This is a genomic window from Actinocorallia sp. B10E7, from assembly GCF_039871655.1.
GTDB lineage: Bacteria > Actinomycetota > Actinomycetes > Streptosporangiales > Streptosporangiaceae > Actinocorallia.
In genome coordinates this window covers 1-22523 of the sequence record NZ_JBDPLZ010000013.1, presented here as the reverse complement: position 1 = coordinate 22523, position 22523 = coordinate 1, and the positions used below count along the sequence as shown (strand labels likewise).

At 70.1% G+C, this 22523-nt stretch carries 21 protein-coding genes and 1 rRNA gene; 11 read left to right on the top strand and 11 right to left on the bottom strand.

Translation table 11 applies throughout. From position 1 onward, the window contains the following. Window positions 1-11: 11 nt before the first annotated feature. Window positions 12-905, bottom strand: coding sequence for a LysR substrate-binding domain-containing protein (locus ABGB12_RS31085; RefSeq protein ID WP_347683643.1), 894 nt, complete (start codon window positions 903-905; stop codon window positions 12-14). Window positions 906-1032: 127 nt separating this feature from the next. On the opposite strand from ABGB12_RS31085, the gene ABGB12_RS31080 reads away from it, so the two are divergent. The 3 genes from ABGB12_RS31080 to ABGB12_RS31070 all read left to right on the top strand — a co-directional run bounded on the left by ABGB12_RS31080 (window position 1033) and on the right by ABGB12_RS31070 (window position 2713). Beyond that, a complete protein-coding gene (locus tag ABGB12_RS31080; RefSeq protein WP_347683413.1) occupies window positions 1033-1587 on the top strand; it encodes a peroxiredoxin in 555 nt (184 codons plus the stop codon). Between the two features lie 2 nt (window positions 1588-1589). Next, a complete protein-coding gene (locus ABGB12_RS31075; RefSeq protein WP_347683411.1) occupies window positions 1590-2126 on the top strand; it encodes a carboxymuconolactone decarboxylase family protein in 537 nt (178 codons plus the stop codon). Between the two features lie 86 nt (window positions 2127-2212). Then, entirely contained in the window at window positions 2213-2713 is a 501-nt protein-coding gene (locus tag ABGB12_RS31070; RefSeq protein WP_347683409.1) for an NUDIX domain-containing protein, read from the top strand. Here ABGB12_RS31070 and ABGB12_RS31065 read toward each other — a convergent pair. Further along, window positions 2701-3681, bottom strand: a complete 981-nt coding sequence (locus tag ABGB12_RS31065; protein WP_347683407.1) for a zinc metalloprotease — start codon at window positions 3679-3681, stop codon at window positions 2701-2703. The two genes, ABGB12_RS31070 and ABGB12_RS31065, sit on opposite strands and share 13 nt — an antisense overlap. A 207-nt stretch (window positions 3682-3888) precedes the next feature. Here ABGB12_RS31065 and guaA point away from each other — a divergent pair, with 207 nt between their 5' ends. Then, complete coding sequence (gene guaA / locus ABGB12_RS31060; RefSeq protein ID WP_347683405.1) at window positions 3889-5445, top strand: glutamine-hydrolyzing GMP synthase; 1557 nt, start codon at window positions 3889-3891, stop codon at window positions 5443-5445. On the opposite strand, the gene ABGB12_RS31055 is transcribed toward guaA, so the two are convergent. Continuing rightward, complete coding sequence (locus ABGB12_RS31055) at window positions 5429-6016, bottom strand: TetR family transcriptional regulator (protein ID WP_347683403.1); 588 nt, start codon at window positions 6014-6016, stop codon at window positions 5429-5431. The genes guaA and ABGB12_RS31055 overlap by 17 nt on opposite strands. 175 nt (window positions 6017-6191) lie before the next feature. Between ABGB12_RS31055 and ABGB12_RS31050 the strand changes: the two genes are divergently transcribed. Both ABGB12_RS31050 and ABGB12_RS31045 read left to right on the top strand, forming a co-directional pair. Then, window positions 6192-7754, top strand: a complete 1563-nt coding sequence (locus ABGB12_RS31050) for a succinic semialdehyde dehydrogenase (RefSeq protein ID WP_347683401.1) — start codon at window positions 6192-6194, stop codon at window positions 7752-7754. 12 nt (window positions 7755-7766) lie between these two features. After that, complete coding sequence (locus ABGB12_RS31045) at window positions 7767-9482, top strand: GMC family oxidoreductase (RefSeq protein WP_347683399.1); 1716 nt, start codon at window positions 7767-7769, stop codon at window positions 9480-9482. A gap of 24 nt (window positions 9483-9506) precedes the next feature. Here the strand turns inward: ABGB12_RS31045 and glpD are convergent, their stop codons facing one another. The 3 genes from glpD to guaB form a co-directional block, all read right to left on the bottom strand. Continuing rightward, complete coding sequence (gene glpD / locus ABGB12_RS31040; protein WP_347683397.1) at window positions 9507-11249, bottom strand: glycerol-3-phosphate dehydrogenase; 1743 nt, start codon at window positions 11247-11249, stop codon at window positions 9507-9509. Window positions 11250-11497: 248 nt separating this feature from the next. Next, window positions 11498-12613: a GuaB3 family IMP dehydrogenase-related protein gene (locus tag ABGB12_RS31035; protein WP_347683395.1), complete on the bottom strand. Its 1116-nt coding sequence runs from the start codon at window positions 12611-12613 to the stop codon at window positions 11498-11500. A 45-nt stretch (window positions 12614-12658) separates the two neighbouring features. After that, window positions 12659-14155, bottom strand: a complete 1497-nt coding sequence (guaB, locus tag ABGB12_RS31030) for an IMP dehydrogenase (protein WP_347683393.1) — start codon at window positions 14153-14155, stop codon at window positions 12659-12661. Between the two features lie 108 nt (window positions 14156-14263). Between guaB and ABGB12_RS31025 the strand changes: the two genes are divergently transcribed. Continuing rightward, the gene (locus tag ABGB12_RS31025) at window positions 14264-14659 is read left to right on the top strand and encodes a DUF5319 domain-containing protein (RefSeq protein WP_347683391.1); all 396 of its coding nucleotides are present in this window, start codon (window positions 14264-14266) and stop codon (window positions 14657-14659) included. Here the strand turns inward: ABGB12_RS31025 and ABGB12_RS31020 are convergent. From ABGB12_RS31020 to groES, 4 genes are all read right to left on the bottom strand, one after another. Continuing rightward, entirely contained in the window at window positions 14602-15054 is a 453-nt protein-coding gene (locus ABGB12_RS31020) for a hypothetical protein (RefSeq protein ID WP_347683389.1), read from the bottom strand. The two genes, ABGB12_RS31025 and ABGB12_RS31020, sit on opposite strands and share 58 nt — an antisense overlap. Then, complete coding sequence (locus ABGB12_RS31015) at window positions 15051-15689, bottom strand: sigma-70 family RNA polymerase sigma factor (RefSeq protein ID WP_347683387.1); 639 nt, start codon at window positions 15687-15689, stop codon at window positions 15051-15053. The genes ABGB12_RS31020 and ABGB12_RS31015 overlap by 4 nt, the downstream gene beginning before the upstream one ends. Window positions 15690-15847: 158 nt before the next feature. Beyond that, complete coding sequence (gene groL / locus ABGB12_RS31010) at window positions 15848-17473, bottom strand: chaperonin GroEL (protein ID WP_347683385.1); 1626 nt, start codon at window positions 17471-17473, stop codon at window positions 15848-15850. A gap of 127 nt (window positions 17474-17600) precedes the next feature. Then, window positions 17601-17909 (bottom strand): co-chaperone GroES, encoded by a 309-nt coding sequence (gene groES / locus ABGB12_RS31005; protein WP_347683383.1) that lies wholly within the window; start codon window positions 17907-17909, stop codon window positions 17601-17603. Between the two features lie 189 nt (window positions 17910-18098). Here groES and ABGB12_RS31000 point away from each other — a divergent pair, with 189 nt between their 5' ends. The 4 genes from ABGB12_RS31000 (at window position 18099) to ABGB12_RS30985 (ending at window position 22340) form a co-directional block, all read left to right on the top strand. After that, window positions 18099-19280 carry a class I SAM-dependent methyltransferase gene (locus ABGB12_RS31000; RefSeq protein ID WP_347683381.1) on the top strand — a complete coding sequence of 394 codons (1182 nt, stop codon included), beginning with the start codon at window positions 18099-18101 and terminating at the stop codon, window positions 19278-19280. 93 nt (window positions 19281-19373) lie between these two features. Continuing rightward, window positions 19374-19604 (top strand): zf-TFIIB domain-containing protein, encoded by a 231-nt coding sequence (locus tag ABGB12_RS30995; protein ID WP_347683379.1) that lies wholly within the window; start codon window positions 19374-19376, stop codon window positions 19602-19604. 165 nt (window positions 19605-19769) lie between these two features. After that, window positions 19770-21260, top strand: a complete 1491-nt coding sequence (locus ABGB12_RS30990; protein ID WP_347683377.1) for a hypothetical protein — start codon at window positions 19770-19772, stop codon at window positions 21258-21260. A gap of 132 nt (window positions 21261-21392) precedes the next feature. After that, window positions 21393-22340 carry an aminoglycoside phosphotransferase family protein gene (locus ABGB12_RS30985; RefSeq protein WP_347683375.1) on the top strand — a complete coding sequence of 316 codons (948 nt, stop codon included), beginning with the start codon at window positions 21393-21395 and terminating at the stop codon, window positions 22338-22340. A 110-nt stretch (window positions 22341-22450) separates the two neighbouring features. Here the strand turns inward: ABGB12_RS30985 and rrf are convergent. Next, window positions 22451-22523 (bottom strand): 5S ribosomal RNA (rrf, locus tag ABGB12_RS30980); the annotation flags it as partial.

Below are 22523 nucleotides of genomic sequence, written 5' to 3'. Positions count from 1 at the left end.
CAAGCGGGGTTTCAGCCGACGACCCTGACGTTCCAGCCGCGGTCGCGGATCGCGGTCCGCACCACCTTGGCGAGGAGCTCGAACTCCGGCACGCGGGGGGAGGTCGCCCGGTGCACCAGTCCGATCGTGCGCTGGGGGGCGGGTGCGCAGAACCGCCGGATGGTCATCCCCTCTCGCCCAGCTTCAGAGGGAACCGCCGATTCTGGGAGCAATGTCACGCCGAGTCCGCCGGAGACCAGCTGCACCAGCGTGGTCAGGCTGGTGGCGTAGGTCGCGGCGGCGGCCCGCGCGCCGACCTCCCGGCAGACCTCCAGCGCCTGGTCGCGCAGGCAGTGGCCCTCGTTCAGCAGCAGCACCTCGAAGTCGCCGAGCGCGTCGCGGGCGATCGGCTCGTCCACCTCGTAGCCGCTGGGCGCGGCCAGCAGGAAGTCCTCCTCGTACAACGGCAGCCCGACCAGCCCCGGCGAGGTGACCGGCAGGGCGAGGAGCGCCACGTCCAGCCGGCCCGTGATCAGCTCGGCCAGGCAGTAGGCGGTCTGCTCCTCGCGGACCGCCAGCTCCATCTGGGGGAACTCGCGCTGCAGCTCGGGCAGGACCGTGGGCAGCAGATACGGGGCGACGGTCGGGATGACCCCGAACCGCAGCGGCCCGCCCAGCGGCCCGCGGTCGACCATGGCCTCCTCGGCCAGCCGGTCGAGCTCGGCCATGACGATGGCCGCGCGCCGCGCCACCCTCTCCCCCGCAGGGGTGAGGAGCACCTTGCGCGTGGTGCGTTCCAGCAGCTGGGTGCCGAGGGCGTCCTCCAGCGCGGCCACGGCTCCCGAGAGCGCGGGCTGGCTCATGCGCAGCACCGAGGCCGCCTCACGGAAATGGAGGTGCTCCGCGACCGCGAGGAAGGCTCGCAGCTGGGCGACTGTAGGTCGGCTGATAAGAAACTCCTATCACGGACACCCCGTGGGGCTGATTTCTCACATGACGATACCTGCGCCATCCTGGGTACCGACTACCCGTGTCTCTTCCCAGGAGGACCTTGTGCTTTCGATCGGCGACCAGTTCCCGGCCTACTCCCTGACCGCCTGCGTCTCCCTCGACGCCGACAACGCGTTCGCGACCATCGACGAGAAGAGCTACGAGGGCAAGTGGCGGGTCGTGTTCTTCTGGCCCAAGGACTTCACCTTCGTGTGTCCGACCGAGATCGCCGAGTTCGGCCGCCTGAACGACGACTTCGCCGACCGCGACGCCCAGGTGCTGGGCGTCTCCGTGGACAACGAGTTCGTCCACTACAACTGGCGCAAGAACCACGAGGACCTGCGGGACCTGCCGTTCCCGATGCTGTCGGACCTCAACCGCGAACTGTGCGAGGCCCTGGGCATCCTGACCAAGGACGGCGTCGCCCAGCGCGCCACCTTCATCGTCGACCCCGACAACGAGATCCAGTTCGTCATGGTCACCGCCGGTTCTGTCGGCCGCAACGTCAAGGAGGTCCTGCGGGTCCTCGACGCCCTGCAGTCGGACGAGCTGTGCCCCTGCAACTGGAACAAGGGCGAGTCCACCCTGGACGTGAACAAGCTGCTCGCGGGCGCCTGATCATGAGCGTCGACAACCTGAAGAACGCTCTCCCGGCCTACGCCAAGGACATCAAGCTCAACCTGGGCTCGGTGACCGGCACCTCGCAGCTGACCGAGCAGCAGCTGTGGGGCACGGTGCTGGCCACCGCGCTGGCCACCGGGAGCGCCCAGGTGATCACGGAGGTCTCCGCCGAGGCGGGCGACTACCTCAGCGCCGAGGCGTTCGAGGCGGCCAAGGCCGCCGCCGCGATCATGGCGATGAACAACGTGTACTACCGCTCGACCCACCTCATCGGGGACGAGACCTACGCCACCCTCCCGGCGAAGCTGCGCATGAGCGTCATCGCCAAGCCCGGGGTGGACAAGGCCGACTTCGAGCTGTGGTGCCTGGCGGTCTCGGCCGTCAACGGCTGCGGCCGCTGCCTGGAGTCCCACGAGAAGGTCCTGCGCGAGTCGGGCTTCTCCCGTGAGCTCGTCCAGGAGGCCCTGCGCATCGCCGCCGTCGTCAACGCCACCGCCGCCACCCTGGAGGCGGAGAAGGCCCTCACGACCGCCTGACCTTCCGGACGGTCGATGTTCCCGGCCCCCGCGGAAGCCCCTTTCCGTGGGGGCCTTCCTGTGCCCGCAAGCCGTACGGTGGCACGGTGAACGCTCTCCTGGCACGGTTGTGGCGCAAGATCCGCGGGTCCTACCAGTGGCGGCTGCTGTGGTTCGCCCACGCGAAGTTCAACTGCGGCGTCACCGGCGTCGTGCTCGTTCCCGGTGGCCCCGGCGGCCCCGTCGGACGGGTCCTGCTGCTGCGCCACCGTCTGTGGCCCCTGGACCGGCAGTGGGGCTTCCCCACCGGCTACGCGCGCAAGGGCGAGCGCCACGAGGACACGATCGCCCGGGAGGTCCGCGAGGAGACGGGCCTGTCGGTGGAGGTCGGGCGCCTGCTCAAGGTGACCAGCGGGTACCGGCTGCGGATCGAGATCGCCTACGAGGCCGTTCTGACGGACGGCGCGGCAGGCATGGACGGGCTGAGACTGGAGGACCGCGAGATCCTGGAGGCGCGGCTGTTCCCGCTGGACGGGCTGCCCGAGGGCATGCTCCCGGCCCACCGGGAGCTGCTCGCCCTGGCCCTGGAGCGGACTCAGGCGCGGTAACGCTTCCAGGCGGTGCGCATCCGCTCGGCCTGCCCCTTGGTGAACTCCGTCATGCACTTGTCGTACCCGTAGTCCATGAAGTTGTGGATCGAGTCGCGTCCCCAGGCGCTGGGGCAGGAGTCGCCGGCCTTCTTCGGGCAGCCGTTGGTGGGCTGCTTCTGGGCCGGGGTGTCTCCGACGAGGTCGCCGACCTTGCAGCCGTCCTTGCCGGGGTCCCGGCCGAAGGTGTGGTAAAGACCGAGCCAGTGGCCGACCTCGTGCACCGCCGTGTAACCCAGGCTGTAATGCTTGATCTTCCCGCCGGGCAGGCTGGAGTGGTGGATGATCACCCCGTCGCGGGCCGGGTCCTTCTTGTAGTCCCACGGCATGGTCGCCCAGCCGAGCAGCTCGCTCCCCAGGTCGGCGGTGTAGACGTTGAGCGTGCTGTCGCCGCCCTTGCGCAGTTCCTTCTTGAAGTCGGCCTCGTGCAGGCGGGGATTGCGGAACCAGTCCGCGTTCTCCGTCCAGGTGACCTTCTTGAGGTAGAAGTTGATCTTGGCGTTGTATCCGCCCTTCCGGCCCCGGTAAGCGGCGTCGAGGACCTTGATCTGCTCGAGCAACGCCTTCTTCGCGACCTTGCCCTTGCCTCCGTTGTGCAGCACGTGGAAGTTGACGGGGATGTTGATCCACTTCCCGTCGTCCGCGACGCGCAGCAGCCTCCCCGCGATCCTCTGCCGGTCCAGTTCCCGCTCGACCTGCTCGGCGACCTTCGCACTCGTCCGCGAGCCGGGCTCGATCACCCGCGCTCCGTACCGCACCCGGGCCTGCTCGTGCTCGTCGCGGGCGTGCACGTCCTCCTCCCCAGTGCAGAAGGCCTCCGCCCATGCCGCGGGTGAGGCCGTCGCCACGGGGGCCTCGGCCAGACGGGGGATGGAAACCGTCGCCGCGACGGCCAGGCCGAGCACGGCACACTTCCCTACGCGCTTCACGGGGCTCCTCGGGGGGTCTGCGGTGGGGGCGGTCGAGACGGGGGCGGCTCAGGGGTTCTACCGGGAGGTGAGAAGAATGTACAAGAAAGTACCTGCAGAAAACCGGCGGACCACCAACGTTCCGGCACCCCCGGGGACCAGCGTTCACGCACCGTAGAAGCCCGTAGACTGTGGTCACTCCCTGTCTTCGCCGCGAAAGGCTCTCCCGTGCCCGTGACCGAACAGTCGTTCGATACTGTTCTCGTCGTTGACTTCGGCGCGCAGTATGCGCAGTTGATCGCCCGGCGTGTCCGGGAATGCCAGGTGTTCAGCGAGATCGTGCCGTCCACCATGCCGGTCGCCGAGATGCTCGCCAAGAAGCCCAAGGCGATCATCCTGTCCGGCGGCCCCTCCTCCGTGTACGAGCCGGGCGCCCCCGCCGCGCCCGAAGGCCTGTTCACCACCGGGGTCCCGGTCCTCGGCATCTGCTACGGCTTCCAGGTGATGGCCCAGACGCTGGGCGGCGTCGTCGAGCGGACGGACGTCGCCGAGTACGGCCGCACCGACCTGGACGTCCTGGGCGGCTCCCTCTTCGATGGCCTGCCCGTGACCCAGAAGGTGTGGATGTCGCACGGCACCTACGCCAGCCGGGCGCCCGAGGGCTTCGAGGTCACCGCCACCACGGCCGTCACCCCGATCGCCGCCTTCGAGAACCCCGCGGCCGGCCTGTACGGCGTGCAGTTCCACCCCGAGGTGCTGCACACCGAGCACGGCAGGACCGTGATGAAGCGCTTCCTGGAGCTGGCCGGGGTCCGCCCCAACTGGACGATGGTCAACATCGCCGAGGAGTCCATCGAGCGGATCCGCCGCCAGGTCGGCGGCAAGCGCGCCATCTGCGGCCTGTCCGGCGGCGTCGACTCCGCGGTGGCCGCCGCGCTGGTCCAGCGCGCCATCGGCGACCAACTCACCTGCGTGTACGTCGACCACGGCCTGATGCGCAAGAACGAGTCCGAGCAGGTGGAGAAGGACTTCGTCGCGGCCACCGGCGTGAAGCTGCACGTCGTGGACGCCGAGGAGCGCTTCCTGTCCGCGCTGGCCGGGGTCACCGACCCCGAGGAGAAGCGCAAGATCATCGGCCGGGAGTTCATCCGGGTCTTCGAGGCCGCGGCCCGCGAGATCTCCGCCGCCGACGACGTGGAGTTCCTGGTCCAGGGCACCCTCTACCCCGACGTGGTGGAGTCCGGCGGGGGCACCGGCACCGCCAACATCAAGTCCCACCACAACGTCGGCGGCCTGCCGGAGGACCTGCAGTTCGCCCTGATCGAGCCGCTGCGCACGCTGTTCAAGGACGAGGTGCGCGCCCTGGGCGAGCAGCTCGGCCTGCCGCCGGAGATCGTCTGGCGCCAGCCCTTCCCCGGTCCCGGCCTGGGCATCCGGATCATCGGCGAGGTCACCCGGGAGCGGCTGGACCTGCTGCGCGAGGCGGACGCGATCGCCCGCGAGGAGCTGACCCGCGCCGGGCTCGACCGCGACGTGTGGCAGTTCCCGGTCGTGCTGCTGGCCGACGTGCGTTCGGTGGGCGTGCAGGGCGACGGCCGCACCTACGGCCACCCGGTGGTGCTGCGCCCGGTCAGCAGCGAGGACGCGATGACCGCCGACTGGTCGCGCCTGCCCTACGACCTGCTGGAGCGCATCTCCACCCGGATCACCAACGAGGTCCGCGAGGTCAACCGTGTCGTGCTGGACGTCACCAGCAAGCCCCCGGGCACTATCGAGTGGGAGTAGGGGCGGCGCCCAGCACCAGTCGCATCGCGCTGTCGTAGATCCCGGCCGGCACCCGGTCGGGATCCAGCAGGTGCTGCAGGGCCAGGCCGAGCTCCAGCGCCATGGCCAGGACGGCGCGCTCCTGCGCCGGTATCGCGGGCCCGCCGTCCGGCTCCCCGCCGGGCGGCTCCTCCCGCTCCAGCCGCTCGGCCAGTTCGCTGCGCTGGCACTGGTACCAGTCGGCGATCCGCCAGCCGGCCGAGTAGTCGCGCATGCCGTACAGCCAGAACTCGACCAGGAGCTGGCCCAGCAGCCGGTCGTCGTCGCTGTCCCCGTCCCACCGCCGTCCCAGGCCCTCGCCGTGGGTGGCGCAGCGTTCCAGCAGGGCGAAGAGCAGGTCGGCCTTGCCCGCGAAGTTGGAGTAGACCGCGCCCTTGGTGAGCCCGGCCGAACCGGCGATGTCGTCCAGGGAGGCCCCGTGGATGCCGCGTTCGGCCCACAGCCGCTGGGCCGCGTCCAGAAGCGCTTCGCGGGTCCGCGCCCGCTTCTCCTGGCGTCCGGTGCTGACGGTCCGTCGGGTGGAAGCAGCCATCCGTAACCCTCTCTGAGATTCTCTTCCTTCCTGATACACCGGACGGTCTTGGTCTTTCCGGCCTTTACCGATGTGGACCGGTCCAATGTAGTGAGCAGACCCACAATGACCGGGTGGCCATTGTGGGTTACTTGCAGGTATCCAAACCTGGCCACTCGGTCATATGCTGACCGGCATGGCAACCCAGACGGCTTCCTCCCGCCCCCTCTCCGACGCTGTCATCGCCAGGATCACCGGCCTGGTGAACTCCTCCGGAGCCACCACGGTGATCAACGCGCCGTTCACCGGTGAGCCCCTGGCCACCATGCCGCTCTCCGCGGCCGAGGACGTGGAGCAGGCCTACGCCAAGGCCCGCGCCGCGCAGCGCGCCTGGGCCCGGCTCTCCCCCGCCGAGCGGGCCAAGCCCGTCCTGCGCTTCGTCGACGAGTTCATCGCCCGCCGCGACGAGATCCTGGACATCCTGCAGTGGGAGACGGGCAAGGCCCGCCGCCACGCCTTCGAGGAGTTCCTGGACGTCACCCTCGGCCCGCTCTACTACGCGCGCCGCGCGCCGAAGCTGCTGGCCCCCAAGCGCCGGCAGGGCGCCTTCCCGCTGGCCGTCAAGACCTACGAGTACCGGCAGCCCAAGGGCGTGATCGGCATGATCACCCCGTGGAACTACCCGATCAGCATGGGCGTCGGCGACACCATCCCGGCCCTGCTGGCGGGCAACGGCGTCGTGCACAAGCCCGACACCCAGACCGCGCTGAGCGTGTTGTGGTGCGTCGACCTGATGATCGAGTGCGGGCTGCCCCGCGACCTGTGGCAGGTCGTCGTCGGCGACCCCGGCGAGATCGGCGACGCCCTGATCGGCAACGCCGACTACATCGCCTTCACCGGCTCCACCCGCGCCGGACGGCTCATCGCCGAGAAGGCCGCGCCCCGCCTCATCGGCTACTCGCTGGAACTCGGCGGCAAGAACCCGATGATCGTCCTGGAGGACGCCGACCTGGACAAGGCCGCCCGCGGCGCCGTCCGGGCCTGCTTCAGCAACGCCGGGCAGCTGTGCATCTCCATCGAGCGGCTGCTGGTGCACGAGAAGGTCTATGACGCCTTCCTCGCCAAGTTCGCCGCCGAGACCAAGGCGATGAAGCTCGGCTCGTCCCTGGACTTCGAGCCCCAGATGGGCTCGCTGACCTACCCGCGCCAGCTCGAGGCCGTCACCGCGCACGTCGAGCAGGCCGTCAAGGCGGGCGCCACCGTCGTCGCGGGCGGCAGGGCCCGGCCCGACCTCGGCCCGCTCTTCTACGAGCCGACCATCCTCACCGAGGTCACCACCGAGATGGACCTGTGCGCCAACGAAACGTTCGGCCCGGTCGTCAGCGTCTACAAGTTCGCCACCGAAGAGGAGGCGATCGAGCGGGCCAACGACACCCACTACGGCCTGAACGCCTCGGTCTGGACGCGGAACCTCGCCCGCGGACGCCGCGTCGGCGCCCGGATCCAGGCCGGCACGGTCAACGTCAACGAGGGTTACGGCGCGGCCATGGCCTCGCACGACGCCCCCATGGGCGGCATGAAGCAGTCCGGCGTCGGCCGCCGCCACGGCTCCGAGGGCCTGCTGAAGTACACCGAGGTGCAGACGCTCGCCACCAGCCAGTACATGGAGCTGGACGCTCCCCCCGGGGTCCCGTACGCCAAGTACGCCGACCTCCTGACCAGCTCCCTCAAGACGCTCAAGCGCCTGCGTCTCAAGTAAGGACGGACTCCCGTGGACTACGACGTTCTCATAGTCGGCTCGGGGTTCGGCGGCAGCGTCACGGCGCTCCGGCTCACCGAGAAGGGCTACAAGGTCGGCGTCATCGAGGCGGGCCGCCGCTTCGACACCCGTGGCGAGGGCACCGCCCACCGCCCCCTCCCCAAGACGAGCTGGCGCCTGCCCTCCTACCTGTGGGCCCCCGCGCTCGGGCTCACCGGCATCCAGCGCATCCATCTGGTGCGCGGCAAGAAGGGCAGCATGGTCACCGTGCTGGCCGGCGCCGGGGTCGGCGGAGGCTCGCTGGTGTACGCCAACACGCTGTACGTCCCGCCGAAGCCGTTCTTCGAGGACGGGCAGTGGGCGCACATCACCGACTGGGAGGCGGAGCTCGCCCCCTACTACGACCAGGCCAAGCGCATGCTGGGCGTGGTGCAGAACCCGGCGGTGACCCCCGCGGACAAGGTCATCAAGCGGGTCGCCGACCGCATGGGCAAGGGCGACACCTTCCGGCTGACGCCCGTCGGCGTGTTCTTCGGCAAGCACGGCGGCGCCAAGCACGAGGACCCCTACTTCGGCGGCACCGGCCCCGAACGCAAGGGCTGCACGCAGTGCGGCGAGTGCATGACCGGCTGCCGCCACGGCGCCAAGAACATGCTCACCGAGAACTACCTTTACCTCGCCGAGAAGGCCGGCGCGCGCATCATGCCGCTGTCCCGGGTCACGGACGTGCGGCCGGTCCAGGGCGGCTACGCCGTCGACATCGTCCGCACCGGTTCTCTGGGGCGCAACCGCAAGACCATCACCGCCGAGCAGGTCGTCTTCTCCGCCGGCACGTACGGCACGCAGAAGCTGCTGCACAAGCTCAAGGGGAAGAAGTCCCTGCCGAACATCTCCGACAACCTCGGGGTCCTGACCCGCACCAACTCCGAGGCGATCCTCGGGGCGGAGCGCTTCTCGGCGAAGGGCGAGGACTTCTCCAAGGGCGTGGCCATCACTTCCTCGTTCCACCCCGACGAGCAGACCCACATCGAACCCGTCCGGTACGGGCACGGCTCCAACCTGATGGGCATGGTGCGGTCCGTCCTCATCGACGGCGGCGGCGCGCCCCGCTGGCTGAAGTTCCTCGGCGAGGTCGCCAAGCACCCGTGGGACCTGGCCCGGCTGCCCAATCTGCGCAGATGGTCGGAGCGGACGGTCATCGCGCTGGTCATGCAGACCAGCGACAACTCCATCACCGTCAAGGGACGCAAGGGCCTGTTCGGCTGGGACCTCAAGGCGCGGCCCGGGCACGGCGAGCCCAACCCCACGTGGATCCCGGTGGGCCACGAGGCGGTGCGGCTGATGGCCGAGGAGACCGGCGGCATGCCCGGCGGCAACTGGGGCGACCTGTTCGACATCCCGCTGACCGCGCACTTCATCGGCGGCTGCGTGATCGGCGACTCCTCGGGTACCGGCGTCATCGACCCCTACCACCGGCTGTACGGGCATCCCGGGCTGCACGTGGTGGACGGCTCGACGATCTCGGCGAACCTGGGCGTCAACCCGTCCCTCACCATCACCGCGCAGGCCGAACGCGCCATGGCGTTCTGGCCCAACCGCGGCGAGGCCGACGCCCGTCCGGCGCTGGGCGAGCCCTACCGCAGGCTGTCCCCCGTCGCGCCGAAGAACCCTGTGGTCCCGGCCACCGCCCCGGCCGCCTACCGGCTGCCGATCGTCGACATCACCTGAAAAACGTCACCTTGCCCGGCGCGGTCACCTGACCGGCTCGTCCGCCGGGGGGCTGGTCGGTACGAGGTCGGGGACGCCCCTGCGCAGGGCGTCGGCCTCCTGGTCGTTCTCGGACGTCTGGGAGGCCCGCTCCGCCTCCACCCGCTGGGCGTAGTGCTCCAGTTCCCGCTTGGTCTCCTCCTGCGACCAGCCGAAGACCGGCGCGACCAGGGTGGCGGCCTCCTCGGCGGCGCTCAGCCCGCGGTCCCAGGTCTCGAAGGAGATCCGGGTGCGCCGCGACAGGATGTCGTTGAGGTGCCGGGCGCCTTCGTGGGTGGCGGCGTAGACGACCTCGGCCCGCAGGTAGTCGTCGGCCCCGGCCAGCGGGCCGGCCAGGTCGGGGCGTTCGGCGATCAGCCCCAGCAGGTCCTCGATGAGCGTGCCGTACCGGCGCAGCAGGTGCTCGATCCTGGCCACGTGCAGCCCGGACGAGGCGGCCAGCCGGTACCGGGAGTTCCACAGCGCCTGGTAGCCCGTGCCTCCCGCCAGCGTGATCCGGTCGGTGCAGGAGGGGGCGACCCGGCCGTCCAGCCCGTGGACGACGGCGTCGACGGCGTCCTTGGCCATCACCCGGTACGTCGTGTACTTGCCTCCGGCGATCATCACCAGGCCCGGCACGGGGTGCGCCACGACGTGCTCGCGGGAGAGCTTCGACGTCTCCTCCGACTCCCCCGACAGCAGCGGGCGCAGCCCCGCGTACACGCCCTCGACGTCGTCCGGGGTGAGCGGGACGTTCAGGAAGGCGTTCACGTGGTCGAGCAGGTAGTCGATGTCGGCCTTGGACGCGGCGGGGTGGGCCTTGTCGAACGTCCAGGTGGTGTCGGTGGTGCCGATGATCCAGTGCCGGCCCCACGGGATGACGAACAGGACGGACTTCTCCGTCCGGAGGATGACACCCGAGGCGCTGTGGATCCTGTCCCGGGGGACCACCAGGTGGATGCCCTTGGACGCCCGGACGTGGATCCGCCCCCGGCCTCCGACGAGGTGCTGGATGTCGTCGGTCCACACGCCGGTGGCGTTGACCACCTGCCGGGCCCTGACCTCCAGCTCCCGACCGTCCTCCAGGTCGCGGACGCGCACCCCGGTGACCCGTTCGCCCTCGCGGAGGAACCCCACGCACTCGGTGCGGGAGGCGATCTGCGTCCCGAACGAGGCGGCCGTCCGCAGCACCATCATCACGTAGCGCGCGTCGTCGACCTGGGCGTCCCAGTACTGGATGGCTCCGGTGAAGGAGGTCCTCTTGAGGGAGGGCGCCACCTTCAGCGCCTGCCGCCGGGTCAGGTGCCGGTGCGGGGGCACGCCCCGGGACGCCCTCATCGAGAACGAGAGCGTGTCGTACAGCGCCACTCCGGCGCCGATGTAGAAGCGCTCCCAGCCCCGGTGGGTCAGCGGGAAGAGGAAGGGGACGGGCCGGACCAGGTGCGGCGCGATCACCTGGAGCAGCAGGCCCCGCTCGGTGAGCGCCTCCCGCACCAGGTCGAAGTTGTACTGCTCCAGGTAGCGCAGCCCGCCGTGGATGAGCTTCGAGGAGCGCGAGGAGGTGCCGGAGGCGAAGTCCCTGGCCTCGACGAGCGCGACCTTCAGGCCCCGGGTCGCGGCGTCGAGGGCCACCCCGGCTCCGGTGATCCCGCCGCCGACCACCACGACGTCGAACTCCTCGGTGGCCATCCTCTCCAGTGCCGCCTCGCGCTCCTGCGGTCCCAGCCTCGAACTGCCCAGCCCGATCATGCCGACCCCCCGCTCGGGTTTCCGCGGTCCTGTCCTTCCCACGCCTTCCCACGCGGGGCCCCGGCCCAACCCCGCACCCCGCAAGAATTACCGATCAGTAACCAAAAGTCCCGCAGCGTGAAAGGACGGGTACACCTCGTGGATCGTTCAGCACGCGTCAGCGTGCGCCCAGCCACCGGCAGCACGCCGTCAGGCGCGCGTCGTCCCGTGGGATGTCCCCGCCCTCCTTCTGGTCTCCGCCGGCCGCGTCACCTGGGCTCGACGACCACCTGGACGCGCTGGAAGTCCTTGACCTCGGTGTAGCCGGACGTCGCCATCGCCCGCCGCAGGGCGCCGATGAGGTTCATCGAACCGTCCGCCACGTGCGAGGGGCCGAAGAGGATCTGCTCCAGGGAGCCGATCGTGCCCAGCGTCAGCCGGGTGCCCCGCGGGACGTCCCCGTGGTGGGCCTCGCTGCCCCAGTGGTGGCCGCGGCCCGGCGCCTCGGCGGCCCGGGCGACCGGCGAGCCGATCATCACCGCGTCCGCGCCGCAGGCGATGGCCTTGGCCAGGTCGCCCGACGAGCGCATGCCGCCGTCGGCGATCACATGCACGTACCGGCCGCCGGACTCGTCCAGATAGTCCCGGCGGGCCGCCGCGACGTCCGCCACCGCGGTGGCCATGGGGACCGCCACGCCCAGCACGTCACGGGTGGTGTGGGCCGAGCCGCCGCCGAAGCCGACGAGCACGCCCGCCGCGCCGGTGCGCATCAGGTGCAGGGCGGCCTGGTAGGTGGCGCAGCCGCCGACGATCACCGGCACGTCCAGCTCGTAGATGAACTGCTTGAGGTTGAGCGGCTCGGCCCGGCCCGAGACGTGCTCGGCCGAGACCGTGGTGCCGCGGATGACGAAGAGGTCGACCCCGGCGTCCACGACCGCCTTGGAGTACCGGGCGGTGCGCTGCGGCGACAGGGAGGCGGCCACGGTGACCCCGGCCTCCCTGACCTCCTCGATCCGCCGCCCGATCAGCTCCTCCTTGATCGGCTCCCGGTAGACCTCCTGGAGCCGCCGGGTGGCCTGCTCGTCGGACAGCTCCGCGATCTCGGCCAGCAGCGGCTCGGGGTCGTCGTAGCGGGTCCACAGGCCCTCCAGGTCGAGCACGGCCAGCCCGCCCATCCGGCCGACCATGATCGCCGTCGCCGGGCTGACCACGCTGTCCATCGGCGCGACCAGCAGCGGGATCTCGAACCGGTAGGCGTCGATCTGCCAGGCGACGCTGACCTCCTCGGGGTCGCGCGTCCGGCGCGAGGGGACGATGCCGATCTCGTCGAAGGCATACGCTCGGCGCCCGCTCTTGCCGCGCCCGATCTCAACCTCAGCTGCCACCGTCAGACCCTTCTGCAACCCTGCTGGTAAACGACCGGGCGAAGTCTATCGGCCCTGGTAGTTCGGGGCTTCCACGGTCATCTGGATGTCGTGGGGGTGGCTCTCCTTCAGGCCCGCCGAGGTGATCTGCATCAGCCGGCCGTTCTCCTGCAGTTCGCCGATGGTGCGGCTGCCGGTGTACCACATGGCCTGCTGCAGCCCGCCGATGAGCTGGTGGGCCACCGCGGCCAGCGGGCCCCGGTAGGGCACCTGGCCCTCGACGCCCTCGGGGACCAGTTTCTCCTCGTTGACGACCTCGCCCTGGGCGTAGCGGTCCTTGGAGTAGGACTTGCCCCGCTCGCGGTTGCGCATCGCGCCCAGCGAGCCCATGCCCCGGTAGGTCTTGTACTGCTTGCCGTGCACGAAGACCAGGTCGCCGGGCGACTCGTCCACGCCGGCCAGCAGCGAGCCGAGCATCACCGTGGACGCGCCCGCCGCGATGGCCTTGCCGATGTCGCCGGAGTACTGGAGGCCGCCGTCGCCGATCACCGGCACCCCGGCGGGGGCGCAGGCGCGGGCCGCCTCGTGGATCGCGGTGATCTGCGGCACGCCGACGCCCGCGACCACCCGGGTGGTGCAGATGGAGCCGGGCCCCACCCCGACCTTGACCGCGTCCGCGCCGGCGTCCACCAGCGCCTTGGCCCCGGCGTAGGTGGCGATGTTGCCGCCGATCACCTGCACCCGGGAGTTGGCCTTGATCTTGGCGATGGTGTCGGCGACGCCCTTGGAGTGCCCCTGCGCGACGTCCACGATGATCGCGTCGACCCCGGCCTCGATCAGCGCCTGGGCCCGCTTGACCGCGTCCTCGCCGACGCCGACCGCGGCGGCCACGACCAGGCGGCCCTCCTCGTCCTTGGTGGCGTGGGGGTAGCGCTCGGTCTTGGCGAAGTCCTTGACGGTGATCAGCCCGCGCAGCCTGCCCTCGTCGTCGATCAGCGGCAGCTTCTCGATCTTGTTCTTGGCCAGCAGCGCGAACGCCTCCTCCCGGGAGGCGTCCTCACGGGCGGTGACCAGCGGCATGGGGGTCATGACCTCGCTCACCGGGCGGGACATGTCGGTCTCGAACCGGGTGTCGCGGTTGGTCACGATGCCCAGCAGCACCCCGCGCTCGTCGGTGACCGGCACCCCGGAGATCCGGTACCGGGCGCACAGCTCCTCGACGTCGGCCAGTGTCGCGAACGGCGTGCAGGTCACCGGGTTGGTGATCATGCCGGCCTCGGAGCGCTTGACCGTGTCGACGTACTGGGCCTGGTCGGCGATGGACAGGTTCCGGTGCAGCACGCCGATGCCGCCCTGGCGGGCCATCGCGATCGCCATCCGGTCCTCGGTGACGGTGTCCATGGCCGCCGAGACCAGGGGGATCCTGAGGGTGATGCCCCTGGACAGCCTGGTCGTGGTGTCCGCCTCACCCGGCTGGAGGTCCGAATACCCCGGCAGGAGCAACACGTCGTCGAAGGTCAGGCCCACGGGGGCGAACTTTCCGGTCTCCACGGCGGGGTTCATCGCTAGGCCTTCCTACAGCGCTGGCTGGCTTTACACACCATCGTACGGGTAACACCCGTAAGGACCTGCGACTTCCCGCCATCGCACCCGGCGCAGTAGTTTGGAGTCGTGCACGACGAAACTCCGCTCGACCCGTTCGCAGGCGACCCGGACGACCCGGCCGCCGCCCTCGGCGAGCTCGAAGAGATCGCTCCGCTGAGCCCTGCGGAGCGTGAGGACGTGCTCGCCGACCTGACCGATCTCGAGGTCTTCCGCACCCTGCTGGAGCCGCTGGGTGTGCGCGGTCTCACAGTGGAATGCGAGGACTGCGGCAAGACCCACTACATCGACTGGGAGCTGCTGCGGGGAAACCTGCGCCATCTCCTGGAGGAGGGGCAGCCACGAGTCCATGAGCCGGCCCTCAACCCGGATCCGATCGACTACGTCACCTGGGAGTACGCCAGGGGCTACGTCGACGGCGTGATCGACAGCGAGGAGGGGCGGGAGTCCGGCGGGCGCTCCTGACCCGGATCCGGCAGCGCGGGGCCGCTCTTGATCCCCGCTCCGGCGCTGCGGCCCTCGCCCGGTTCCCAGCCCGCCGCGACGCCGCCCGCCGCCAGCACCGCCGAGGCGAACCCGACGGCGACGGCCGCCCGTACGCCCAGGGTGCCCCCGCTGCGCCGCGCCGCGGCCGGCTCGGCGGGGTCCAGGGACGGCTCCACGGGCCTTCTGCCCTCCAGGGGCTCCGGCGGTTCCTCCGCGACGGCCACGTCCTCCAGCAGCGCCCTCAGCAGCCGCACGGCGGCGTCCTGGTCCCCGGCGGGGTCGGGCCTCCGGTCGGCGAGCCGGTCGAACAGGGTGTCGGTGGCGCGCAGGGACCGGAGGTCGACGGGCTCGCTGCCCCCGGCTCCCGTGGTCACCGATTCGACTCCTCCATCGCCACCGCCATGGCACGCAGGCGCGCCAGCGCCCGGTGCTGCGCCACCCGAACGGCGCCCGCGGTCATGCCGAGAACATTACCGGTCTCCTCCGCGGACAGCCCGGCGACCACCCGCAACAGCACCAGCTCGCGCTGCTGCCCGGGCAGCCGGTGCAGGAGGTCCCTGGCCTGCTCGGCCTCCAGGTACCGCACGACGGTCTCCTCGGGGCCGGGCCGCTCGTCCGGCCCGTCGGGCAGGTCCTCTGTCGGCACCGCGGTGCGGACGGCGCTCCGCAACGCGTCGGCGATCTTGTGCGCCGCGATGCCGAACACGAACGAAGCGAACGGACGTCCCATGTCGCGATATCTCGGCAACGCGGAGAGGACCGCGATGCACACTTCCTGCGCCACATCGTCCGCCGCGTGATATTGCCCGGAAACCCTGCCGAGCCGGGCGCGGCAATAACGCACCACCATCGGCCGCACCTGCCCGATGAGCACCTCGATGGCCCCGGCATCCCCCTGCACCGCGAGACTCGCCAGTTCTCGCAGATCAGGCTCGCTTTCCTCACTTCGGGACTGACGCGGCACCAGAAGGTGAGCGCTCTCGGTCCCGGCGATCGCAGCCTCCGTCACATAGAGCACTATGCCCAGCGAAACCATTCATGTCTTCACCGAAGACGACAACGGAATGGTCACATTGCCGGAGCACGTCCCATGAAACCGTGTTTTGAATACAGAAAACCCCCATGGAAACCAGGGTTCCATGGGGGTTTCCGAGCCTGCCTCAGCCGTCAGTGGCCGTGGCCGTGCCCGTGGCCGTGGCCGCCCGCGGCGGGGGCCTCCTCCTCGGGCTTCTCCACGACCAGCGCCTCGGTGGTCAGCAGCATGCCGGCGATCGACGCGGCGTTGGTGACGGCCGAACGGGTCACCTTGACCGGGTCGATGACGCCCTGCGCCTTGAGGTCGCCGTACTCGCCGGTCGCGGCGTTGTAGCCGTGGCCGGTCGGCAGCGCCTGGATCTTGGAGACGACGACGTAGCCCTCCTGGCCGGCGTTCTCGGCGATCCAGCGGGCCGGCTCGACCAGCGAGCGGCGCAGCGCCTCGGCACCGGTGGCCTCGTCGCCGGTCAGGCCCAGGCCCTCGAAGGGCTCCTTGGCCACGTGGGCCAGGGCGGAGCCGCCGCCGGAGACGATGCCCTCCTCGATCGCGGCGCGGGTGGCCGAGATCGCGTCCTCCAGGCGGTGCTTCTTCTCCTTGAGCTCCACCTCGGTGGCGGCGCCGACGCGCAGCACGCAGACGCCGCCGGCCAGCTTGGCCAGCCGCTCCTGCAGCTTCTCGCGGTCCCAGTCGGAGTCGCTGTTCTCGATCTCGACCTTGATCTGGCGGACCCGGTCGGAGATCGCCTGGGCGTCGCCCAGGCCGTCCACGATGGTGGTGTTGTCCTTGGTGACGGTGATGCGGCGGGCCTGACCCAGCACCTCCAGGCCGACGCTGTCGAGCTTGAGGCCGATGGCCTCGGAGACGACCTGGCCGCCGGTCAGCGTGGCGATGTCCCCCAGCATGGCCTTGCGGCGGTCGCCGAAGCCCGGCGCCTTGACCGCGACGGACAGGAACGTGCCGCGGATCTTGTTGGCGACCAGCAGGGCCAGCGCCTCGCCCTCGACGTCCTCGGCGACGACCAGCAGCGCCTTCTTGCTCTGCGCGACCTTCTCGGCCAGCGGCAGGAACTCGTTGACGCTGGAGATCTTGCCCTCGACGATGAGCACGTAGGCGTCCTCCAGGACGGCCTCCATGCGCTCGGGGTCGGTCACCATGTGCGGCGACAGGTAGCCCTTGTCGAACTGCAGGCCCTCGGTGAACTCCAGCTCCAGGCCGAAGGTGTTGCTCTCCTCGACGGTGATGACACCGTCCTTGCCGACCTTGTCGAACGCCTCGGCGATCAGCTCGCCGATCCTGGCGTCCTGGGCGGAGATCGTGCCGACGTGCGCGATCGAGTCCTTGTCGTCCACCTCGGCGGCGGACTTCAGCAGCAGGTCCGAGACGTGCTTGGCGGCGATGTCGATGCCGCGCTTGAGGCTCAGCGGCGAGGCGCCCGCGGCCACGTTGCGCAGGCCCTCGCGGACCAGCGCCTGGGCCAGGACGGTCGCGGTGGTGGTGCCGTCGCCCGCGACGTCGTTGGTCTTGGTGGCTACTTCCTTGACGAGCTGGGCGCCCAGGTTCTCGTACGGGTCCTCCAGCTCGACCTCACGGGCGATGGTCACGCCGTCGTTCGTGATGGTCGGGGCGCCGAACTTCTTGTCGATCACGACGTTGCGGCCGCGCGGGCCGATCGTGACCTTCACCGCGTTGGCGAGCGCGTTGACGCCGCGCTCGAGCGAGCGACGAGCGTCCTCGTCGAATTCCAGGATCTTGGCCATGGCGACTCTTCCTCGTATTCCTCGGGTCCAGAGCACTCCGCCCCGGCCGCCCCACTGGGCCGCCGGGGCGGAGCGAAAGTCCGGTCGTCACCCGCCGCGCCCGGGGCGCGGCGGGATCAAGCCGCTCTTACTTCTCGACGATCGCGAGGACGTCGCGCGCCGACAGGACGAGGTACTCCTCGCCGCTGTACTTGACCTCGGTGCCGCCGTACTTGGAGTACAGGACGACGTCGCCGACGGCCACGTCCACGGGGACGCGGGCGCCCTTGTCGTCGACCCGGCCGGGGCCTACGGCCACGACGGTGCCCTCCTGGGGCTTCTCCTTGGCGGTGTCCGGAATGACCAGACCGGAGGCGGTGGTGGTCTCGGCCTCGAGGGGCTGGACCACGATGCGGTCCTCGAGCGGCTTGAGAACAACCTTGGTGGCGGTCGACATGTCGGACCTCCCCTTCGATTGTGAAGTGTGCGTGTCTGCTTAAGGAGGCGACCTCGACCGGCCTGTCGTCGCGGGTGCCAGACCGGGCTCGTCGCATTGGCACTCTACCCATGAGAGTGCCAGTCGTGAGGTTATTGCGTGCCCTCCTGACAGTCAACCGGACTCCCTTCAAGCCTCTACCTTGGCTTCATGGAGATCGCTCACTTCGAGGCGCTGCTCGCTCCGGCCGGCCGGGAGGCACTGGACGCGGCCATGGAGTCCGACGTCTCGGAGAAGGGCCTGCTGGCGACCGCGGCCCGACTGCGCTCGCGGTACCCGGCCGAGCTCGTCGGCGCGGCCCTCGGCCAGGTGCGGCTGCGGGCCAGGGCCGCCGCCAAGTTCGGGCCGGACGCGGCGCGCATGTACTTCACCCCCCAGGGGCTGGAGCAGTCCACCAGGGCCTCGGTCGCGGCCTACCGGGCGGCCGGGTTCGCCGGGCTCTCCGGACCGGTGCTGGAGCTGTGCTGCGGGATCGGGGCCGATCTCCTCTTCCGGGCCCGCGCCGGGGTCGCCGGGACGGGCGTGGACCTCGACCCGCTGACCGTCGCGGTGGCGTCCGCCAACCTCGCGGCCTTCGGCGTCTCCGGCCTCGCCCGGGCGCGGGTGGGCGACGCCCTCGCGCAGGACCCCTCGGGCTACGCGGCGGTCTTCGCCGACCCCGGGCGCCGGACGGGGCGCGGCCGGGTGTTCGACCCCAAGGCCTACGAGCCCCCGCTGGACGCCCTGATCGACCTGGCCTCCCGGGCTCCGGCGGCCTGCGTGAAGGTGGCGCCGGGCATCCCCTACGAGGCCATCCCCGAGGGCGCGAGCACCGAGTGGATCTCCGACGAGGGGGACGTCAAGGAGGCGGCGATCTGGCTGGGGGCGCTGGCCGGCGGGCCCGTCCGGAAGGCCACCCTGCTCCGGCGCGGCGAGGTCCACTCCCTGACGCCCGACCCGGCGGCGTCCGTGCCCGAGGTGCGCCCCTGGGGCCGCTATCTGTACGAGCCGGACGGCGCGGTCATCCGCGCCCATCTCGTCGGCGAGGCCGCGGCCCTGGTCGACGGGGGCCTGGCCGACCCCCGGATCGCCTACATCACCTCGGACGTGCTGAAGGACACCCCCTTCACCAGCGCCTACGAGATCCACGAGGTGCTGCCGTTCTCGGTGAAGCGCCTCAAGGCCGCGCTGCGCGCCCGCGGCATCGGCACGCTGACGCTCAAGAAGCGCGGCTTCGCCGGCGACCTCGACCGGCTGCGCCGGGACCTCCGCACGTCCGGCCCGTCCGCCGCGACCGTGGTGCTCACCCGGGTGGGTGATTCTCCCTTCGCCCTGGTGTGCGCCAAGCGCTGACTCCGAGCTCACCAGGATCAGGCAAATAATGCGCCCATTCCGGCATCGCCGTTACTAGCGTGGGTGAAATAGCAGCCTGACGGGGGGTCGGCATTGACCGAGGCGATCTTGTTCTGCCCGAAATGCCGTGCTGAAATGACGAGCTACCAGCACGGCGAAATCACCATTGCCCAATGCGGGTTCTGCAGAGGGGTGTTCGTCGCCGAACAGAGCCTCTTCCGACTGCTCGACAGCAGCGTTTTCGATCTTGAATATCCGCTGGTGACACCCCAGTACAACGGACACTTTCCCCCTCCGTACGAGGGTCGCCACCGGCGGGACTGATCGGACCATCACCCCAGGGCGCGCAATTTCCATGATTCTCTGAAACTCTCCGCGTTCCCTGGCGCGACCCAGCATTTTCATGATCAAGCACTAAAGTACGGGGTCTTAACAAAACACTGCCGCGCCCCTTCTGAATTTCGGGGCGGGCACACGAAGGAGCATCGGGTGGAAACGAATCACAACTTCCTGCAGACGGGGGGTCAGCCGGTCTCGGACCGGATGCGGGAGTTGCTCGCCCGTGCGGCGCAGGACCATGTGTACGAGTCCCGTTCACAAGGTCAGGTCCTGGACGAGATCCGCCAGCGGCTCGAGGGCATGGAGTGGCTGCTGCGGGAGGTCCGGGAACGCGAGCTCGGCGGCCTCGCCGGCCAGCTCGACGGCGTCCGGGGGCGGATGGACGAGCTCACCGGCCGACCGCCGGAATGGGCCGAGGGGCTCGCCGAGCACATCGAGTCGGTCGGCGAGCGGATCAAACCGGTGGGCGAGCTGCCCGCCCTGTGGGCCGACGTCGGGGTCGTCGCCGAGAACGTGGACGAGAGCCTCTCCCGGCTCCAGGCCCTCATGGACTCCGCCCAGCACGCCTCACAGCGCATGGCCGACATGACCAAGTGGCTGGACAAGCTGCAGGGCAGCATGGAGGCGGCGTCCATCCGGTTCAACCGGCTCGACAAGTCCCTCGCCGAACTCGGCCACCGCTCGGAGAGGCTCGAGCACACCATCACCGGCATCACCAGCCGGGTCGAGCAGTCCCTCGGCGAGCTGGCCGAGCGCACCGACCAGGGGCTGGCCGCGCTCGGCGGCCGGCTCGAGGGCCTCGGCGGCAGGCTGGACGGGCTCGACGGCAGGTTCGAAGGACTCACCGGAAAGATCAACGGCTTCGACAGCCGGTTCGACGCCCTGGGCGAACGGGTCGGGCAGCTCCCCGCCGCCCTGGAGATCAAGGAGATCCACCGCAGGCTGGCCGAGCTCTCCCAACGCCCCTCCATCGACTACGGCGAGCGTTTCGACGAGCTGGAACGCCAGGTCAGCACGGTCACCGACCCGCTGATCGTGGAACTGCGCTCCCGGCCCGACCGGGGCGAGGTCGAGGAGACCATCACGAAGATCATCGACGCCGCCCACCACGACCTGGCCCGCCGTCTGGACGACACCGCCCGCACCGTCCAGGAGGACGTCAAGCGCAGGGTCGACGGCATCCAGGACGACCTGATGCGCCGGGTCGACGAGAGCATGGCGGGCGTCGGCAAGCAGGTCGGCAGCGTCCGCGAGGACTTCAACAAGCGCTTCGACGGCGCCCACGAGGACGTCTCACGCCGGTTCGAGCACGTCCGGGAGGACATCTCCAAGCGGTTCGACGACATCCACGACGACGTCGTCAAGCGCGTGGAGAACGTCTTCGAAGAGGTCATCAAACGCTCCGACGCCGTGCACGACGAGGTCTCCAAACGCACCGACGCCGTGCACGAGGAAGTCACCAAACGCTCCGAATACGTGCAGACGGAACTCGGAAAGCGCGTCGACAGCGTTCAGGAGGACGTCGGCAAGAAGGTGACGGCCGTGCACCAAGACGTCCTCAAACGCCTGGCCACCCTCGAAGAGACGATGCTCGCGCTCGCCGAAGCGCTCCTGCGTCCACGCCGCGACGGCAAGGAGTAGAAGGACACACCAAACGTGGCCTTACGGCGGGTGCTCGCCTCGCCCAGAGCCGTAAGGCCACGTGTGTGACCGGGAAAGTGTTACGTTCAGTCTTCGCAAAATCACTCCTCCGCACCTTCGGAATCCGTTTACATGGACCCCGTGACCACCGCCAACGCCTCACTGGGCGCTCAGCTCTCCAGAGCGCTTCCCTTCGGCAGGCCGCCCGACGAGGCGACGCTGCGCTGGGTCTGCGAGTGCCTCGGACCGGGCAGCGCGGTGCAGGCCGTCCGGCCCATCCTCGGCGGGACCTGTCACACCAACCACTCCCTGCTCGTCGAGACCCGCTCCGGCACCCTGCACCGGCTGGTGCTGCGCCGCTGGACCGAGTGGGAGTCCGACTTCCCGCCCGAACGCGAGATCGCCGCCCTGGCGCTGCTGGCGGGCTGCGAGATCCCCACTCCCCAGCTCATCGCGGCCGACCCGTCCGGGGGCCGCTGCGGCGCGCCCGCGCTGCTCATCACCCGGCTGCCCGGCCACCCGCCGCGGCCCGCGCCCGAGGACCTCTCCGAGTACCTCATCCAGCTCGCCGCGGCCCTGGTGAGCCTGCACGACGTCAAGGGCGGCACCACGATGCCTCCCTACACCCCCTACAACCGGCTGCAGATCCGCCAGCCTCCCTTCCACGCCCGCAACCCCGGGATCTGGGACAAGGCCCTGGAGGTCGTCACCGACCCGCAGCCGGAGTTCACCCCGCACTTCATCCACCGCGACTACCACCCCGACAACTCCCTGTGGGCGTGCGGACGGCTGTGCGGGATCGTCGACTGGGACAAGGCCTCCTACGGGCCCATCGGCATCGACGTCGCCCACATGCGGTGCGGCCTCCTGCTGCGGTACGGACGGAACGCCGCCGACGCGTTCGCCGCGGCCTTCGAACAGGTGCGGGGAAACTACGAGCACCACCCCTACTGGGACCTGCGGTGCATCATCGACCTGCTGCCCGAAGAGGAGCACGGGCGGCCACTGGCGCCGGCCTGGATCGAACGCCTGGAGGGCTACCTCGAGACCCACCTCACCGACCTGGGCGTCCTGCACTGACCTTTCGCCGTGAGAAAGGGGGGTCTCGCCCCCCCTTTCTCACCGCTCGGGAAAGGCCCCCGGAAATGCGGAAAGGCCCCGGACAGATGTCCGGGGCCTCTCGACGCTGATTGCGGCGGTGACCTACTCTCCCACACGGTCTCCCATGCAGTACCATCGGCGCTGGAGGGCTTAACTTCCGGG

What these genes read in the sequence shown, in the direction of transcription:
- ABGB12_RS31075 (WP_347683411.1), top strand. Translation starts at nt 1,590, where the DNA reads ATGAGCGTCGACAACCTGAAGAACGCTCTCCCGGCCTACGCCAAGGAC.
- ABGB12_RS31055 (WP_347683403.1), bottom strand. Translation starts at nt 6,016, where the DNA reads ATGGCTGCTTCCACCCGACGGACCGTCAGCACCGGACGCCAGGAGAAG.
- ABGB12_RS31050 (WP_347683401.1), top strand. Translation starts at nt 6,192, where the DNA reads ATGGCAACCCAGACGGCTTCCTCCCGCCCCCTCTCCGACGCTGTCATC.
- glpD (WP_347683397.1), bottom strand. Translation starts at nt 11,249, where the DNA reads ATGATCGGGCTGGGCAGTTCGAGGCTGGGACCGCAGGAGCGCGAGGCG.
- guaB (WP_347683393.1), bottom strand. Translation starts at nt 14,155, where the DNA reads ATGAACCCCGCCGTGGAGACCGGAAAGTTCGCCCCCGTGGGCCTGACC.
- groL (WP_347683385.1), bottom strand. Translation starts at nt 17,473, where the DNA reads ATGGCCAAGATCCTGGAATTCGACGAGGACGCTCGTCGCTCGCTCGAG.
- groES (WP_347683383.1), bottom strand. Translation starts at nt 17,909, where the DNA reads ATGTCGACCGCCACCAAGGTTGTTCTCAAGCCGCTCGAGGACCGCATC.
- ABGB12_RS31000 (WP_347683381.1), top strand. Translation starts at nt 18,099, where the DNA reads ATGGAGATCGCTCACTTCGAGGCGCTGCTCGCTCCGGCCGGCCGGGAG.
- ABGB12_RS30985 (WP_347683375.1), top strand. Translation starts at nt 21,393, where the DNA reads ATGGACCCCGTGACCACCGCCAACGCCTCACTGGGCGCTCAGCTCTCC.